We start from the raw sequence: 15,465 nt of genomic DNA, 5'->3' as shown, positions 1-15,465 counted from the left end.
TTCTGTCGGTCAATCGCGGTCTTTTGCGATTATCGATGCAATTTCATGGAGAATGAGAAGGCTGGCATTGTGAAATGCCAGCCTTGGTCTGTGGATCAGACGTTCCAGTTGCTGGAACGGAAATCCATGGCGAATGCCGGCGCGGCCTTCCAGTTCAGTTCCTTCTTCATGCCGGTGAAGACGGCATTCTGATGCAGGATGTTGTAGACCGGATCTTCGCGCTCGCAGATTTCCAGCATGCGCTTGATGGCCTTCTTGCGCTGGTCGTGGTCGGTGGATGTTTCCATGATGACCGACAGTTTGTTGACCTCGTCGTTCGACCAGTCCTTCTTCTGCTGCGCTTCGCCATTCGGGCCGAACTGGACCACCAGCGGCGTGATCGGATCGTTGATGTTGTTGGATGCCGACCAGTCGCGAACGCCCTTGACGCCTTCCGGATCGTGGATCTGGGCCCAGTTTTCCTTCATCTCGATTTCGACATTCAGGCCGACCTGCTTCCACATTTCCACCAGAACCTGCGCCGTCGGCGTCTGATTGGTGTAGTAGTTGTTCAGCAGGCGGTAAGGGATAGCATCGCCCTTGTAATTGGCCTGCTTGAGAAGATCACGCGCCAGTTCAGGATCGAATTTCGGCGGCTGCCAGTCGTCAATGAACATGTCGGAAGTGCGGAAGCTTTCAAACTGCATGCCAGCCGGTACAACCGTCTGACCGGCCCACAGCGCATCCACAATCGCCTGACGGTCGATCGAATGGGTCATGGCGCGGCGCACCAGCGGATTGCGCAGGATTTCGTTCTGTGTGTTGAAAACGGTTGTGCGGTGGTTCCAGATGGTCGAGCTCTGGATTTCGAGACCCGGATTGGCGGTCACGGTGCCGATCTGGTCTGGCGGCAGATCGCAGGCAAAGTCGTACTGGCCGGAGATGAGGCCGTTCACGCGGCTTGCAACTTCCGGCACTTCGACGAAGCGGATCTGCTGCAGCGGCGGCTGGCCGCCCCAATATTCGTCATGGGCTTCGAGAATGAGTTCTACGTCCGGCTTGTAGCTGGCAACCTTGTAGGGTCCGGTCGTGACCGGCTTGCGCGCCCATTCGGCATAAGACTTGGCTTCATCCCAGGCGCGCTTATTGGCGATCTGCGAGCCAAAGGCATAAAGGCGGCCCTCAAGCGTGACGTCCGGCGTCGCATTGTGGAAGCGGACGGTATATTTATCGACAGCTTCGACGCCGCGCAGCGCGGGCCAGAGACGGCGCGAAACACCGGGAATGGCGGCAGGCAGTTCTTTTTCCGTCTGCGGCTTGAAATTCGCTTCATAAAGCGTCTTGCCGCCAGCAGGCTCGGTGCCGGCAAACAGGCGCTCGTCGGAGAAAGAGAAAACCACGTCTTCGGCGGTCAGTTCATCGCCATTGTGGAACTTCACGCCCTGACGCAGCTTCAGTTCGATGGTCTTGTCGTCGAGACGCTTCCATTCGGTGGCGAGGCCCGGAACAGGACCCTGATTGCCCATCCAGTCACGCAGAATCAGGCCTTCCCAAAGGTTCGGGAAGAAAACGCGCTCACCGACATTCGACTGTTCGTTCCAGATGTCGAGCGTGTTGTTGTTGGTGATCTTCTGAACGGCGACGGTGACCGAGCGGCGCTGATTGGCGCGGACAATCCCCGGCATGATGAACGTGCCAGCGGCAGCGCCCATGAGGCCCAAAGCGTGACGACGGTTGATAAGCATGTTTTCCCCGATCCGTAGCGGCCACGGAAATCCGCTGGCCAGACTAAAACTGAGGGCGGGGAATAGGCCTCAAATGTAACAGGCTTTTCTCAATTGGTTGAAGCTTTCTTGACACTGTTGTTTATAAGATATGATAGATACATATCTATTAAGTTGAACTCTTCAAATAGCACTTATTTTTACGTGCACCCATTATTATAAAACGGCAATCTGTCGTGGCTGCACATTGGCGCCCTAAATTTTTTTCCGCCCCGCTTTCCGCCGAGAAAGACCTGCCGTAACTTTCGCCTGCAATCTGATTTGTTCTGCGGGGTTTGAAAGCAGCGTTTATGTCCATCGATAAGGGTAATCTGGAAAAACTTGCCTCGCAGCGCGTCAATGGCGTGGGCGGACTAACCGTCCATTTCAAGGATGGGCGCTCCCGCATTTCCCGGCTTTATCAGGAAGGCGCGGCCAAAATCCGTATGCCACAGGTGGCGCATGATCCTCTGGAAGCCATCCTCATCAACACGTCCGGCGGGCTGACCGGCGGTGACCGGCTGCGCTGGGATGTGGTGTTGCAGGAAAACGCCTCCGCCGTCATCACCACGCAGGCCTGCGAACGTATTTATCGCTCGGGCGGTGGCGAGGCGCGCATCGAAACACACATCAAGGTGGCAAAAGGCACGCGTCTTGCATGGCTCCCGCAGGAGACCATTTTGTTCAACCGCTCCGTGCTCTCCCGAGAGCTGGATGTCGAGATGGATGAAGGGGCGGAAGTGCTGATGGTCGAGGCAAGTGTGTTCGGACGTCTCGCCATGGGTGAAGAAGTCGAACAGGCATCGTTCAGCGACCGCTGGCGGGTGCGGCTTGGCGGGCGTCTGGTTCATGCGGAAGAGTTCCGCCTTGGGCCTGATGTTGCCGCTGAATTGCAGGCCAGAGCGGTCGCGGATGGCGGGCTTGCCGTTGCCACGGTGCTTCTGGTTTCGGCGCAGGCCGAAAGGCAGCTGGAGGCCGTGCGCGCCATTATCGGCGAGGAAGGTGGCGCCAGCGTCTGGCAGGTCGGCGGCGCCTCGAAACTTGGCGTGCGGCTCTATGCGCCGGACAGTTATGCCTTGCGCAAGCGCCTCGCTCCTTTGCTGGCGCTGCTCAATGGAAAGGCAGGATTGCCTAAAGTTTGGTCAATTTGAATTTGCGGCCACCGGGCCGTGTTTGTTGAGAAGGTTCGGTACGAAGTCATGAATTTGACGCCCAGAGAAAAAGACAAGCTGTTGATCGCCATGGCGGCGATGGTCGCCCGTCGCCGTCTGGAGCGCGGTGTGAAGCTCAATCATCCGGAAGCCATCGCGCTGATCAGCGATTTCGTCGTGGAAGGCGCGCGTGACGGGCGCACTGTGGCCGACCTGATGGAAGCGGGCGCGCATGTCATCACACGGGAACAGGTGATGGCGGGCGTTGCCGAGATGATCCACGACATTCAGGTCGAGGCGACATTTCCGGATGGAACCAAGCTCGTCACGGTGCATGAGCCGATCCGCTGATTTTGAATTTTAATTTTTGAAAAGGTGCAAGATGAAGAAGATGACGGTTCTGACGGCAGCAGGTTTTGCGCTTATCGCAAGCCCGGCTTTTGCCCATCTCAATCCCGCCGAGCACGGCTCCTTTGCCGCCGGTTTCTCGCATCCGCTTTTCGGTACGGATCATATTCTGGAGATGGTTGCCGTCGGTCTCTGGGCGGCAATGCTGGGCGGGCGAGCACTTTTCATCGTGCCTGCGGCTTTTGTCGGCGTCATGCTGCTGGGCTTTTTGGCGGCGCTCATCGGAATGCCGCTGCCTTTCGTCGAGCCGGTGATTCTGGCTTCGGTGGTCGTGCTTGGCTTTCTCGTTGCGCTGGCCCTGCCGGTCTCGCCGGTTGTTGGTGCAGCGATTGCCGGTTTCTTCGCCTTCTTTCACGGCCATGCGCATGGCGGTGAAATCGGTGCTGCGGCCTTCTTTGATTATGCGGCGGGCTTTGCGCTGGCCACGGCTCTGCTCCACGCGGCGGGCATTGCCATCGGTCTTGGCGTCGGGCGTTTGGCTGCTGGTCCAAGCGGACGCCTCGCCTTGCGCGTCGCTGGCGGCGCTACGGCGCTTGGTGGTCTGATGTTGATGGCTGGTTGAGGTGCACCATGATACCCGGCGAAATCTTCACGCTTGACGGCGACATAGAACTGAATGAGGGGCAACCCACGGTCACGATCAAGGTCGCTAATACCGGCGACCGCCCGATCCAGGTTGGCAGCCATTATCATTTCTACGAGGCAAATGCGGCGCTGTCATTCGACCGGCAAAAAGCGCGCGGTTGCAGGCTGGATATTGCCGCTGGCACCGCTGTGCGCTTCGAACCGGGGCAGGAACGCGATGTGACGCTGGTTCCCCTCGGCGGCAAGCGCGAGGTCTACGGGTTCCGCCAGAAAATCATGGGTAAGCTTTAATTCAGAACCAAAGCATATCCCGAAAAGCGTGAAACGGTTTTCGGACGAGATGTGCGTCAAAACAATCGGTTAGAGCGCCGACGGAGAGTTTCATGCCAGCCAAGATCAGTCGCGCCACCTATGCGCAGATGTTCGGCCCCACCACCGGCGACAAGGTCCGCCTTGCCGATACGGAACTCGTCATCGAGGTCGAGCACGATCTCACCACCTATGGCGAGGAGGTCAAATTCGGGGGCGGCAAGGTTATCCGCGACGGCATGGGCCAAAGCCAGCTTTCGCGGGCGCAAGGTTCCGTCGACACGGTCATCACCAATGCGCTCATTCTGGATCACACCGGCATCTACAAGGCCGATATCGGTCTGCGTGACGGGCGCATTGCGGGCATCGGCAAGGCGGGCAATCCCGATACGCAACCGGGCGTCACCATCATCATCGGCCCGGGCACGGAAATCATTGCTGGCGAGGGCAAGATCGTCACGGCGGGCGGTATCGACTCGCATATTCATTTCATTTCGCCGCAGCAGGTGGATGAGGCGCTGAATGCGGGCATCACTTGCATGGTGGGCGGTGGCACCGGCCCCGCACATGGCACGCTGGCCACCACCTGCACACCGGGGCCATGGCACATTGCGCGGTTGATTGAATCCTTCGACGGCATGGCGATGAATTTCGGTGTGTTCGGCAAGGGCAATGCCTCATTGCCGGGCGCGCTGGAGGAAATGGTTCTGGCAGGGGCTTGTGGCCTCAAGCTGCATGAAGATTGGGGCACGACGCCTGCGGCAATCGACAACTGCCTGTCCGTTGCTGACCATTTCGACGTGCAGGTGGCGATCCACACCGATACGCTCAATGAAAGCGGCTTCGTGGAAGATACGCTCAATGCCTTCAAGGGGCGGACGATCCACTCCTTCCATACGGAAGGTGCGGGCGGGGGGCATGCACCGGATATTATCCGCGTCTGCCAGTATCCGAATGTTCTGCCCGCGTCGACCAATCCGACACGGCCCTATACGATCAATACGGTCGCGGAACATCTCGACATGCTGATGGTCTGCCATCACCTGTCACCGGCTATCCCCGAAGATATTGCCTTTGCGGAAAGCCGTATTCGCAAGGAAACCATCGCCGCCGAAGACATTTTGCATGATATGGGCGCTTTCTCGATCATTTCGTCCGACAGTCAGGCCATGGGCCGCGTCGGTGAAATGATCATCCGCTGCTGGCAGACGGCGGACAAGATGAAGCGCCAGCGCGGCAGCCTGCCGGACGACAAGCCGGGCAATGACAATTACCGCGCCCGTCGCTATGTGGCGAAATATACCATCAACCCGGCCATTGCTCACGGCATGTCGCATGAGATCGGTTCGGTGGAAGTTGGAAAACGCGCCGATCTGGTCTTGTGGAATCCGGCGTTCTTTGGCGTCAAACCGGATTTGGTGTTGCTGGGCGGCTGGATCGCGACGGCGCCGATGGGCGACCCGAACGGTTCTATCCCGACACCGCAGCCGATGCATTACCGGCCCATGTTCGGCTCCTTTGGTAAAGCGCGCACCAACACCTCGATCACCTTCGTTTCGCAGGCGGCAATCGATGGCGGTCTGCGTGAGAGGCTCGGCGTGGAGAAGCACATGGCGGCGGTCGTCAACACGCGGAGTGGCATCGGCAAGCAGTCGATGATCCTCAACAATGCCATGCCGCAAATGGAAGTTGACCCGGAAACCTATGAAGTGCGCGCCGATGGCGAACTTTTGACATGCGAACCGGTGGACGTAGTGCCGATGGCACAGCGTTATTTCCTGTTCTGAGAATTGAGGTAGAGAATGTTTCGTGCAGTAGACATCATCCGCGCACATGAAGTGATCGACGCCGTTCCGGCGGCTCATGCCGTGCTGGAGCGTGACGAACGCCATCTGCGCCGCAAGGCAATTACGCTCGACACGGGAGAGAAGGTGCTTGCCGATTTTGCCGATCCGGTGGTGCTGGAACATGGCGACCGGCTTGTTCTGGACGACGGGCGTGAGATTGAAATCCGCGCTGCCAGCGAGGCACTTTACGAAATCCACGGGCGCGACCAGCTGCATATTGCCGAGCTTGCATGGCATATCGGCAATCGCCATCTGGCGGCGCAGATCGAAACAGACCGCATCTTCATTCTGCGTGATCATGTCATCAAGGCGATGCTGGAAGGGCTGGGCGCAACCGTGACCGACGTGGTCGCGATTTTCAGCCCGTTGCGCGGAGCCTATTCGGGCGGCCATGCGCAACATGACCACGATCATGATCACGGGCACCATCACCACACGCACGACCATGACCATCACAACCACCATCACGACTGATCCCAACACCGCTCTTCTGCGGTTGATGGCGTGGCTGTCGCCGGTCTTTCCGGTCGGCTCCTTCAGCTATAGCCATGGGCTGGAGCGGGCGGTGCATGACGGCTTCGTCACCGATGCGACAGGGCTGAAGGACTGGCTGCGCTGGCTCGTCACACGCGGGTCCGGCTGGAACGATGCGGTCCTGTGCGCGGCAAGCTGGCAACGGGCAATGGCGGGTGAGGATTTGCGCGACGTGGCCGATCTGGCGGAAGCACTGGCAGGTTCGCGTGAGCGGCATATGGAAACCATGCTGCAGGGCGGGGCATTCCTGACCGCTGCGCGCAGTTGGTCTTCGCCAGTCTTTGATCAGTTGCCGGGCGACTGTGCTTATCCGGTGGCCGTCGGCGCAGTGGCAGGGGCGCATGGCGTTCCGCTCGGCTCAACACTTGCGGCTTTCTTGCAGGCTTTCTGCATCAACATGTTGCAGGCGTCGATCCGCCTTTCGGTCACGGGGCAAAGCGGCGTCACGACCACCATGGCCGCACTGGAAAACACGCTGGCAGAAACCGCCACGCGCGCCGGACAATCCAGTCTGGATGACCTTGGTTCGGCGACTTTCATCGCCGACATCATGGCCATGAAACACGAAACACAGCATTCGAGGCTTTTTCGCTCATGACACAGAAGAATGGACCGCTCAGGATTGGTATCGGCGGGCCGGTCGGCTCCGGCAAGACGACGCTGACCGAAAAGCTCTGCAAGGCGCTGCGCGACACATATTCGGTCGCTGTCATCACCAACGATATTTATACGCAGGAAGACGCCTATATTCTGGCGCGCCATCAGGCCTTGTCGGAAGACCGCATCATGGGCGTGGAAACCGGCGGCTGCCCGCATACGGCGATCCGTGAGGATGCGTCGATCAATCTTCAGGCAATTGCCGAGATGAACCGGCGCTTTCCCGATCTGGATATCGTGTTTATCGAATCCGGCGGGGATAATCTCGCAGCCACCTTCTCGCCCGATCTCGCCGATCTGACGCTCTATGTCATCTCCGTCTGTCAGGGCGAGGAAATTCCCCGCAAGGGCGGACCGGGTATCACGCGGTCGGACTTTCTGGTCATCAACAAGAGCGATCTTGCGCCTTATGTGCGGGTCGATCTTGAGGTGATGGAAAGCGATGCAGCGCGCATGCGTGGCAAGCGCCCGTTTGGTTTCACCGATCTGCATCGCGGTCAGGGCGTGCAGGAGGTGATCGACTTCATCGTCGAAAACGGCGGTCTGGATATCCGCGCCGCCTGAGAGGCGGCGTTTCGTTATATCTGAACCAGCGGCGTATCTTCCTCGAAGAAGCCGGAAAGATTGTGCAGCGGATCGTTCAGCGACCGCTTACGGATGGTCAACAGCGTGTTGAGACCGTTTGCGATGCGTCTGGCATAGCCAAGATCGTTGAGAAGCGAGCTGAGCTGCAAGCCGCTGACTTTCTCCTGCCGGTTCGCCTCGAACAGCTTTGCGCCGAAGTCTCGCTCGAAGTCTTTGACCTTCTCGATGAAAGCCTGCTGGTGGGCGTCCCATTTGTCGCTGGCGGCATCGGCGCGGCTCAGCACGCGGACCTCATGCAGCACATTGACCAGATGTTCACGCAGCTCCACATAGGCGTCCCGTGCCGGTGAATTGGTCTGCCGGAGATAGAAGCCGAGATTCTTCTGGAGATGCTTGGCGTCCTTGACCATTTCCGCCATTTGCAGCGCGATGACCTGACCGGTCATCAAGAAATTCTGCTGGTCCGCGTTGTTCCCGGGATCGACCTTGCCGATGAAGCTCAATATGTCGCCATAGACGCCCTTGATATAGAGCCGATAGAGCAGATCGGCATCGACATAATCGACGTCGGGGGCGGCGCGCATGATGGCCTCATCATGCTTGGCGCGATTGATTTCGCTGACCGGCAGGTAAAGCGCGTGGCAGATCACTTCGACACTCAGACGCCCAAGATGCTGCAATTCATGCACAAGAGCCTGCGCAGCCGTTTCGGGTGAACTGAGCGCCGACTTGTCGAGATAACGGGCGCGCAGCGCGTTTTCAGGAAGATCAGGCGAGCCTGCCGGAATGAGAACACGCGGCTCCGGTCTGTCCGGCAGCACGCGTTCCAGAAAGCGTGTGAACGGGACCAGAGCGGGCCAGAAGATCAGCACGCCCAGAATGTTGAACTCGCTGTTGAAGATCGCGAGCTGGATCAACTGATTGTCACCGACCCCCATTGCCTGCGAAAGCCATACCGCAAGGCGAACCAGCATTCCCATCAGGATCAGCGAAATGCAGGCGGTGACGACATTGAAAATCACATGCGCCAGCGCAAGCCGCTGACCGCTGCGATTGCCGCCGAGCGCTCCGGCAACGCCGGTGGTGACGCTGCTGCCGACATTGGCCCCGATGGCGATTGCCGCGGATTGCCAGAGATCGACCTGTCCGAGACCCAGCGCTGCAAGTGTCAGCATCAAAGTCGCATGGGTTGATTGCAGCAGCAGGGTCAGCACAAGGCCAATGCCCGCAAAGATGACCTGACCAAGCCAGCCGTCGATCTTGTATTGGGCGAGATCGAAATTCTCGGTGACGACGGAAAAGCCCTGCTTGATGCCGTCAATGCCGAGGAAAATGAAGGCGATACCGAGCAGAATGCGCCCGATGGCCTTGATCTTCGGCCCGAAGAAACTTGCCAACACGCCGAACACCATCAGCGGTAGCGCCAGCGACGACAGGCTGAAATTTTGTCCGGCCAACGACAGCAGCCATATGCCGGTTGCGGAGCCCAAATTTGCGCCGAAGATGATGGATATGCCTGCCGCCAGTGAAATGAGGCCGGTGGTAATGAAGGCGATGGTCATCAGCGAGACAAGCGTGCTCGATTGCATCACCGTTGCGCCGACCAGCCCGACCAGCAGACTTTTCCACGAGGTGGAGGTGCCGCGCGCCAGCATGCGTTCCAAGGCACTGCCCGCCAGATTGCGCAGGCCTTCTTCAAGGCACTGCATGCCGAACAGGAAAATCGCCAGTCCGGCGCAGAGTGTCAGCCAGCTTTCATTGAGCCAAAAACTATAGCCGAGGATGGCAATCAGTATCAGGCCAAGAAAGCGCGCTGCCTTCTGGCTCACCCCATTTTCCGACGACACGAGAGCTGCCATGGTTGCTGTCTTGTTTCCTTCGTGCGGGAGGATGTTTCCGTATTGCAGCCCGTCGGTCGGATTTTCGCGCCTGCGGGTGAAGTATAGGTTGATGATAAGCAGCTCGCTCCGAAAGCGCTATCTGGAAATTTCGGTCAGAAAGTTTCTATGGGAGAATTCCCAATGCGAAATTCGTTTCAACTGAATTAATTTGAATTGCAAATCAAATTAATTCGTGCTTTATTGCACTCATGCAATCCAATTCGTCTTCCCCTCGATCCCAGTTCGGGATCCGCTTTTCGTTGCTTGCCCGGCGCTGGCGGCGTGCGCTTGACGCGCGCCTTGCCGAAGCGGGGCTGTCCGACGCCACCTGGGTGCCGCTGATCCATCTTCAGGCGACGGGCGGCGGCGTGACGCAGAAGGAACTCGCCGCGCTGGTCGGCATCGACGGGTCAAGCCTTGTGCGGCTTCTCGACATTTTGAGTCGTCAGGAGCTGGTCGAGCGTCGGGTCGATGAAAACGACAATCGCGCGCGGCTAATCTTTCTCACGCCGAAGGGAGAGCAGCGCGTGACCGAAATCCGGCGTGAGCTGGCCAAGGGCGAAGAAGACATGCTGGCGGATATTTCCGATGCGGATCTGGCCGCCATGCTTGACCATTTTGACTCTATCGAACAGCGCCTTGCGGCCAACCAGCTGAGACGCTCACAGGAAACCGGAGAATGAGCACCGAAACCTCGTTGACGACGTCGGCCCGCAGGCTGGACGCCGCGCGCCAGCTTTTGAAGCCGCAGCAGTTTCAGGAGAGCGTCGCGCTTTCACAGCAGCCTTCCATTCGCAATTCGTCGCTTGCGGGCTTTCAATCGGCGGCCACGGCGGTCATCGCCTTGCCGCTTATCTATCTTTCGCCCTGGTCGCATCTGATCGGTTTTGCTTCGCTTGGCACTCTGGTTGCTTTGTTTGGACGTTTCGCACCGCAGGCACGCCGCAACCATGTCGTGCTTCTTTGCGCGATCTGTCAGACGCTGGCCGTGCTCAGCATGTCGCTTGTCGCTGCAGCGGGTGCGCCGCTGGCCTTGCAGCTTATGCTGCTGGCTGTCCTGTGCGGTGTCTTTTGTTTCGTGACAACGACCGGAAATTTCGGCCCTCCCGGAGCGTTGATCTTCATATTCGCTGCCGGCGCATCGATGAGCCAATCTGTTACATTGCAGCAGACGATGGAACGCACGACTGCTACTGCGCTTGTCGCGTTGCTGGCCTGCGTGATCTGTATGCTGACGGAGTATTTCCGTCATAAGGCCAGCCCGGAAAAGCCTTTCCCTGCCGAACCGTTGCGGCCAGTCCGTCACCGGCTGATAGCCGCCGCGCGCGTTGCTTTCGGCGCGGGCGTGGCAGCGTTTGTCGTCTACGCCATGGGTGTCGCTCATCCAGCCTGGGCGGCGATGGGTGCTGTTGCCGTAATGCAGGGCGCGCATTTGCATATCAATATGAGCCGCGCCTTGCAGCGCATGGTCGGCACGCTTCTGGGCGCTGTCGTTGCCTGGATGATCCTAACGCATGCTCCGTCCATATGGACGCTGATTGCGATACTGGCGTTCCTGCAATTCGCAACAGAGGTGATCATTGGCTCCAATTATGCGCTGGGGCAAATCCTGGTCACGCCGATGGCGCTGCTGATGACCTATATCGCCGCGCCCGGCTCGAACGGGGTCGATATGGTGTCGGAACGGGTGCTGGACACATTGCTCGGTGCGGGTATCGGCATTGTCTTTGCCGTGCTGTTTTCAACGCAGGACGATCGGGCCTATCTCGCCGAACATCATATAAAAAGAACGCAGCGCTGATTGGACTGCGTTCATTCCCTCCAGATTATGCGCCTCGTCGGTTGAAGCGGATTAATTCCATTCATTTTATAGAAAATAGAAAATGCTTTCCCTATTCGGGGTGAGAAGGCAGTCGTCGGCTTTGAACGCCGCTGCATAGCGTGACAACATTTCGTTACGTCTGGTCCGGGCGACCGGAGGGACAAAGACCGTAATGAAATGATGGTGGCAAGCATGGGCGAAAAAGCGTTGAGACTGGTGGAAGATACAGCGGATATTGCTGTTTCACCCGATGAGCTGAAGGCTGCGATGCGGCAGTTGGCTGGCGGCGTCAGCGTTGTTACCGCCGGTTTTGGCGATGGCCGCACCGGTGCGACCGTCACCTCGGCGACCGCGCTTTCGGTCGATCCGCCGACGATCATCGTCAACATCAATCGCGGTTCGTCGGTCTGGCCCGCCATCAGCCGCCATAACCATTTCTGCGTCAATGTGCTGTCGGCTGCACAGCAGCCGATTGCGGATCGCTTTGCGGGCAAGGACGGTATCAAGGGCGTTGCGCGTTATGCCGATGCGGAATGGTACACGCTGGAAAGCGGTGCACTGGCGCTGACAGGTGCTCTGGCTGCCGTCGATTGCGCCGTGGAAGACGTCATCGAACGGCACACCCATGCCATTATCATCGGTCGTGTTTTGAAAATTGTAGCAGGCAGCGGCGAGCCGCTTGTTTATCACAATGGCGGCTACCGGCTGCTGGACCTGTTGTCAGGCGCTTAACTTGGCCCATTCTGGCGCGGTGCTGTCGTCTTCGAGGCCACCGTTGCGGGCGAATTGTTCCAGCGTCATGGAATCGAGAACGCCAGCAATGGCTTCGCGCACGAGCAGCATTGACCGGCGCACCTGACAGGCGCGGTGATCTTCGCAATCTTCGCAGGGCTGATAGGCCATGCGGCTTGCGCAGCGGATGGGTGCGAGCGGTCCGTCGAGAACGCGGACCACCTGGCCTATCGTGACATCGGCTGCCGGTTTGGAAAGGCTATAGCCGCCGCCGGGGCCTTTCTTGGAGCGCAGGATGCCATCGTTTCGCAGTTCCAGAAGAATGGCGTCGAGAAATTTCTTGGAGATATTATTCTTGGAAGCAATCTCGGCGACGAAAGCGCTTTCGCCGGGTTCAAGCAAGGCAAGATGCGCCAGTGCTTTCAAACCATATTTGCCCTTCTTCGTCAGCATGAACACTCCACCGATAGTCGCCAATGGCTGGTTGCGCATGCTTTTGCACGAAATCGAGCGAATAGATAGTCTATTTACAGGTAATAGACCCCGATGCGCTTCCCGCCGATGATCTCGACTGCGATATCCATATCGTAAATGTCGCTCAGAATTTCCGGATGGATCAGTTCGTCCGGCGTGCCCTGATGGGCGACCTTGCCATTGCGCATGGCAACGATGTGGTTGGAATAGCACGACGCGAAGTTGATGTCGTGCAGCACCAGCACGACCGTCTTGCCAAGCTCATCGGCAGCGCGGCGCAGCAGTTTCATCATCGATGCCGCGTGTTTCATATCGAGATTGTTCAGCGGCTCGTCGAGAAGCACATAGTCCGTATCCTGACAGAGCACCATTGCCACAAAAGCGCGCTGGCGCTGGCCGCCGGACAGTTCATCCAGAAAGCGTTCGCTTAAGCTTTCAAGGCCAAGATAACCGATGGCCTGTTCCACATGCTTGCGATCTTCGCTGTTCGGTCGGCCCTTGGAATAGGGGTAGCGCCCGAATGTCACGAGGTCGCGCACGGTCAGGCGTGAATTGATGGCGTTTTCCTGCCTCAGAATCGACAGACGTTTTGCCAGCACATCGCCCGATGTGGTGGTGACATCAAGACCGTCCACGGTCACGCGCCCCTTGTCCATCGGCAAAAGGCGGCTGATCATGGAAAGCAGTGTCGACTTTCCAGCGCCATTGGGGCCGATGATCGACGTCACGCCGCCAGCGGTTAAGCGCAGGGACACGTCATCGACGACAAGGGCGCCGCTATAGGATTTGCTGACTTGGCTTATTTCGATCAACGCGCATTTCCCCTGACAAGAAGGATAATGAAGACGAGACCGCCCAGGAATTCGATGATGACGCTGAGCGCGGTATTGAAGGCAAAGGCCCGTTCGAGAATGGTCTGGCCACCGACAATGCAAATGATGGCCAGTAGAACGGCAATCGGCAGAACGACGCGATGTTTCCCCGAGCCTGCCAGCATGTAAGCGAGGTTGGCGACCAAAAGGCCGAAGAAGGTGATTGGTCCGACGAGTGCGGTCGAAACGGCGACAAGCACCGTGACCATCAACAGGATGAGCCGCACCACTCGGCGGTGGTCGACGCCGAGATTGATTGCGGGCTCGCGTCCGAGCGCCAGCACGTCGAACACATGCAACAGCCGCCAGCCATAGAGCGACACGGCAGCGACGATAATCGCCGAGAGCGTCAGAATATCAGCGTTGATCGTGTTGAAACTGGCGAAGAAACGATCCTGCAAGACCGCGAACAGGTCGGGATCGAGCATGCGCTGCATGAGATTGGACAGGCTGCGGAAGAAAACGCCACAAATAATGCCGACCAGCATCACCAGATGCAGGCTACGCGCCGCGCCCGAAAACAGCCAGTAATAGAGCGAACCCGCAAACAGCACCATCACCACGGTTTCGGTGATGAAGCGTATGTTCGGTCCGATCCAGTCGATATGCACCGCCCCGAAGAAAAAGACGATGACGGTCTGGATCAGAATATAGAGCGCATCAAAGCCCATGATGGAGGGAGTCAGGATGCGATTGTTGGTGACGGTCTGAAACAGCACGGTCGAAACGGCGATTGCATAGGCCACCAGCACCATGGCGGCCAGTTTTGTGCCGCGGAAGGACAGGATGAATGACCAGCTGCCCTTTGCGCCGATCGTCATGAAGGCGACGGCGGCAAGAAGGGCAATCACACCGAGAACGGGGATGAGGATCGCAGGACGTCTAAGCAAGGCGCGAACCCCGCCGCAACAGGAGATAGAGGAAGATGACGCTGCCCACGACGCCCATCATCGTTCCGATGGGGATTTCATAGGGAAAGCGGATCAGGCGACCGGCAATATCGCAGGCGAGCACCAGACCCGCGCCGAGAACTGCGATCCACGGCAAGGCGCGGCGCATATTGTCGCCGAGGAACATGCTGACGACATTGGGCACAATCAGGCCGAGAAACGGGATCATGCCGACCGTGACGACGACCGACGCGCTGACCATCGATACGATTATAAGGCCGAGCGTCACCACGCGACGATAATTGAGACCGAGATTGGTGGTGAAGTCTTCGCCCAGTCCCGCAACTGTAAACCGGTCGGCTGCGATATAGGCTACGACGGTGAGGGCAAATGCGATCCACAGCAACTCATAACGTCCGCGCAGCACGCCGGAGAAGTCGCCAGTCGTCCACGAATTCAGCGATTGCAGGAGATCGAAGCGATAGGCGATGAAAGTGGTGATGGCGCTGATAACCCCGCCGAGCATGATGCCAACGAGCGGGACGACCAGCACGGAGCGAAGCGGGATGCTGTGCAGGATGCGCAGAAACAGCGCCGTTCCCGCCACTGCGGTCACCGAGGCGACCAGCATCTTGACGAAGACAGGCGCTTCCGGCGCGAACAGAATGACAAGAAGAATACCAAGGCTGGCAGATTCGACGGTTCCCGCTGTTGAAGGCTCGACGAAACGATTGCGGGTCAGCATCTGCATGATCATGCCGGCAACGGCCATCGACATGCCCGCCAGCACAATGGCGATGGTACGCGGAATGCGGCTGACAAGCAGAAGTTCAAGCGCGCTGCCCGGGCCGTCATTCGCACTTTCACCGGGGTAAATCAGTGCGTGCAGTGAGACGTCGCCGACCCCGATAAACAGGCTGATGACAGCCAGCACGGCGACAACAACAATGGCTGCGGCTAGACCTTTCACGCTTTGT

General features: G+C 58.4%; 17 protein-coding genes. 11 read left to right on the top strand and 6 right to left on the bottom strand.

The window, feature by feature from the left end; all coding sequences use genetic code 11:
• Nucleotides 1-95 precede the first annotated feature (95 nt).
• Nucleotides 96-1,724, bottom strand: coding sequence for an ABC transporter substrate-binding protein (locus tag FHW00_RS08335; protein ID WP_078338385.1), 1,629 nt, complete (start codon nt 1,722-1,724; stop codon nt 96-98).
• Between the two features lie 329 nt (nt 1,725-2,053).
• On the opposite strand from FHW00_RS08335, the gene FHW00_RS08330 reads away from it, so the two are divergent.
• From FHW00_RS08330 to ureG, 8 genes are all read left to right on the top strand, one after another.
• Nucleotides 2,054-2,893 carry an urease accessory protein UreD gene (locus tag FHW00_RS08330; protein WP_078338386.1) on the top strand — a complete coding sequence of 280 codons (840 nt, stop codon included), beginning with the start codon at nt 2,054-2,056 and terminating at the stop codon, nt 2,891-2,893.
• A gap of 48 nt (nt 2,894-2,941) precedes the next feature.
• Complete coding sequence (locus tag FHW00_RS08325) at nt 2,942-3,244, top strand: urease subunit gamma (protein WP_078338387.1); 303 nt, start codon at nt 2,942-2,944, stop codon at nt 3,242-3,244.
• Nucleotides 3,245-3,275: 31 nt separating this feature from the next.
• The gene (locus FHW00_RS08320; RefSeq protein WP_078338388.1) at nt 3,276-3,863 is read left to right on the top strand and encodes a HupE/UreJ family protein; all 588 of its coding nucleotides are present in this window, start codon (nt 3,276-3,278) and stop codon (nt 3,861-3,863) included.
• An 8-nt stretch (nt 3,864-3,871) separates the two neighbouring features.
• Nucleotides 3,872-4,177, top strand: coding sequence for an urease subunit beta (locus FHW00_RS08315; RefSeq protein ID WP_078338389.1), 306 nt, complete (start codon nt 3,872-3,874; stop codon nt 4,175-4,177).
• Between the two features lie 92 nt (nt 4,178-4,269).
• Nucleotides 4,270-5,982 (top strand): urease subunit alpha, encoded by a 1,713-nt coding sequence (gene ureC, locus FHW00_RS08310; RefSeq protein ID WP_078338390.1) that lies wholly within the window; start codon nt 4,270-4,272, stop codon nt 5,980-5,982.
• Between the two features lie 15 nt (nt 5,983-5,997).
• On the top strand, nt 5,998-6,516 hold the full coding sequence (gene ureE / locus FHW00_RS08305) for an urease accessory protein UreE (RefSeq protein WP_078338391.1): 519 nt from the start codon (nt 5,998-6,000) through the stop codon (nt 6,514-6,516).
• On the top strand, nt 6,488-7,174 hold the full coding sequence (locus FHW00_RS08300) for an urease accessory protein UreF (RefSeq protein ID WP_078338392.1): 687 nt from the start codon (nt 6,488-6,490) through the stop codon (nt 7,172-7,174). The genes ureE and FHW00_RS08300 overlap by 29 nt, the downstream gene beginning before the upstream one ends.
• Nucleotides 7,171-7,797 carry an urease accessory protein UreG gene (gene ureG, locus FHW00_RS08295; protein ID WP_078338393.1) on the top strand — a complete coding sequence of 209 codons (627 nt, stop codon included), beginning with the start codon at nt 7,171-7,173 and terminating at the stop codon, nt 7,795-7,797. The genes FHW00_RS08300 and ureG overlap by 4 nt, the downstream gene beginning before the upstream one ends.
• Before the next feature lie 14 nt (nt 7,798-7,811).
• Here the strand turns inward: ureG and FHW00_RS08290 are convergent, their stop codons facing one another.
• Nucleotides 7,812-9,677 carry a Na/Pi cotransporter family protein gene (locus tag FHW00_RS08290; RefSeq protein WP_078338394.1) on the bottom strand — a complete coding sequence of 622 codons (1,866 nt, stop codon included), beginning with the start codon at nt 9,675-9,677 and terminating at the stop codon, nt 7,812-7,814.
• Nucleotides 9,678-9,958: 281 nt separating this feature from the next.
• On the opposite strand from FHW00_RS08290, the gene FHW00_RS08285 reads away from it, so the two are divergent.
• The 3 genes from FHW00_RS08285 (at nt 9,959) to FHW00_RS08275 (ending at nt 12,252) form a co-directional block, all read left to right on the top strand.
• The gene (locus tag FHW00_RS08285) at nt 9,959-10,381 is read left to right on the top strand and encodes a MarR family winged helix-turn-helix transcriptional regulator (RefSeq protein ID WP_440631495.1); all 423 of its coding nucleotides are present in this window, start codon (nt 9,959-9,961) and stop codon (nt 10,379-10,381) included.
• On the top strand, nt 10,378-11,499 hold the full coding sequence (locus FHW00_RS08280; RefSeq protein WP_078338396.1) for an FUSC family protein: 1,122 nt from the start codon (nt 10,378-10,380) through the stop codon (nt 11,497-11,499). The genes FHW00_RS08285 and FHW00_RS08280 overlap by 4 nt, the downstream gene beginning before the upstream one ends.
• Nucleotides 11,500-11,697: 198 nt before the next feature.
• Nucleotides 11,698-12,252, top strand: a complete 555-nt coding sequence (locus tag FHW00_RS08275) for a flavin reductase family protein (RefSeq protein ID WP_078338397.1) — start codon at nt 11,698-11,700, stop codon at nt 12,250-12,252.
• Here the strand turns inward: FHW00_RS08275 and FHW00_RS08270 are convergent.
• From FHW00_RS08270 to FHW00_RS08255, 4 genes are all read right to left on the bottom strand, one after another.
• Nucleotides 12,241-12,705, bottom strand: a complete 465-nt coding sequence (locus FHW00_RS08270) for an Rrf2 family transcriptional regulator (RefSeq protein ID WP_078338419.1) — start codon at nt 12,703-12,705, stop codon at nt 12,241-12,243. The two genes, FHW00_RS08275 and FHW00_RS08270, sit on opposite strands and share 12 nt — an antisense overlap.
• A 74-nt stretch (nt 12,706-12,779) precedes the next feature.
• Nucleotides 12,780-13,538, bottom strand: a complete 759-nt coding sequence (locus tag FHW00_RS08265; RefSeq protein WP_078338398.1) for an iron ABC transporter ATP-binding protein — start codon at nt 13,536-13,538, stop codon at nt 12,780-12,782.
• Nucleotides 13,535-14,488 carry an iron chelate uptake ABC transporter family permease subunit gene (locus FHW00_RS08260; protein WP_078338399.1) on the bottom strand — a complete coding sequence of 318 codons (954 nt, stop codon included), beginning with the start codon at nt 14,486-14,488 and terminating at the stop codon, nt 13,535-13,537. Before FHW00_RS08260 ends, FHW00_RS08265 begins: the two co-directional genes overlap by 4 nt.
• Nucleotides 14,481-15,458 carry an ABC transporter permease gene (locus FHW00_RS08255; RefSeq protein ID WP_078338400.1) on the bottom strand — a complete coding sequence of 326 codons (978 nt, stop codon included), beginning with the start codon at nt 15,456-15,458 and terminating at the stop codon, nt 14,481-14,483. Before FHW00_RS08255 ends, FHW00_RS08260 begins: the two co-directional genes overlap by 8 nt.
• Nucleotides 15,459-15,465: the final 7 nt, after the last annotated feature.

The organism is Ochrobactrum sp. P6BSIII, assembly GCF_014138065.1.
GTDB lineage: Bacteria > Pseudomonadota > Alphaproteobacteria > Rhizobiales > Rhizobiaceae > Brucella.
The sequence above is the reverse complement of the archived record's forward strand: the minus strand, read 5'-3'. Positions and strand labels throughout refer to the sequence as shown.

Bases quoted from the DNA above. Each gene is read 5' to 3' on its own strand.
- FHW00_RS08270 (WP_078338419.1), bottom strand. From the start codon at position 12,705: ATGCTGACGAAGAAGGGCAAATATGGTTTGAAAGCACTGGCGCATCTT.
- FHW00_RS08315 (WP_078338389.1), top strand. From the start codon at position 3,872: ATGATACCCGGCGAAATCTTCACGCTTGACGGCGACATAGAACTGAAT.
- ureC (WP_078338390.1), top strand. From the start codon at position 4,270: ATGCCAGCCAAGATCAGTCGCGCCACCTATGCGCAGATGTTCGGCCCC.
- ureG (WP_078338393.1), top strand. From the start codon at position 7,171: ATGACACAGAAGAATGGACCGCTCAGGATTGGTATCGGCGGGCCGGTC.
- ureE (WP_078338391.1), top strand. From the start codon at position 5,998: ATGTTTCGTGCAGTAGACATCATCCGCGCACATGAAGTGATCGACGCC.
- FHW00_RS08325 (WP_078338387.1), top strand. From the start codon at position 2,942: ATGAATTTGACGCCCAGAGAAAAAGACAAGCTGTTGATCGCCATGGCG.
- FHW00_RS08330 (WP_078338386.1), top strand. From the start codon at position 2,054: ATGTCCATCGATAAGGGTAATCTGGAAAAACTTGCCTCGCAGCGCGTC.
- FHW00_RS08290 (WP_078338394.1), bottom strand. From the start codon at position 9,677: ATGGCAGCTCTCGTGTCGTCGGAAAATGGGGTGAGCCAGAAGGCAGCG.
- FHW00_RS08335 (WP_078338385.1), bottom strand. From the start codon at position 1,724: ATGCTTATCAACCGTCGTCACGCTTTGGGCCTCATGGGCGCTGCCGCT.
- FHW00_RS08280 (WP_078338396.1), top strand. From the start codon at position 10,378: ATGAGCACCGAAACCTCGTTGACGACGTCGGCCCGCAGGCTGGACGCC.
- FHW00_RS08275 (WP_078338397.1), top strand. From the start codon at position 11,698: ATGATGGTGGCAAGCATGGGCGAAAAAGCGTTGAGACTGGTGGAAGAT.
- FHW00_RS08320 (WP_078338388.1), top strand. From the start codon at position 3,276: ATGAAGAAGATGACGGTTCTGACGGCAGCAGGTTTTGCGCTTATCGCA.
- FHW00_RS08300 (WP_078338392.1), top strand. From the start codon at position 6,488: ATGACCATCACAACCACCATCACGACTGATCCCAACACCGCTCTTCTG.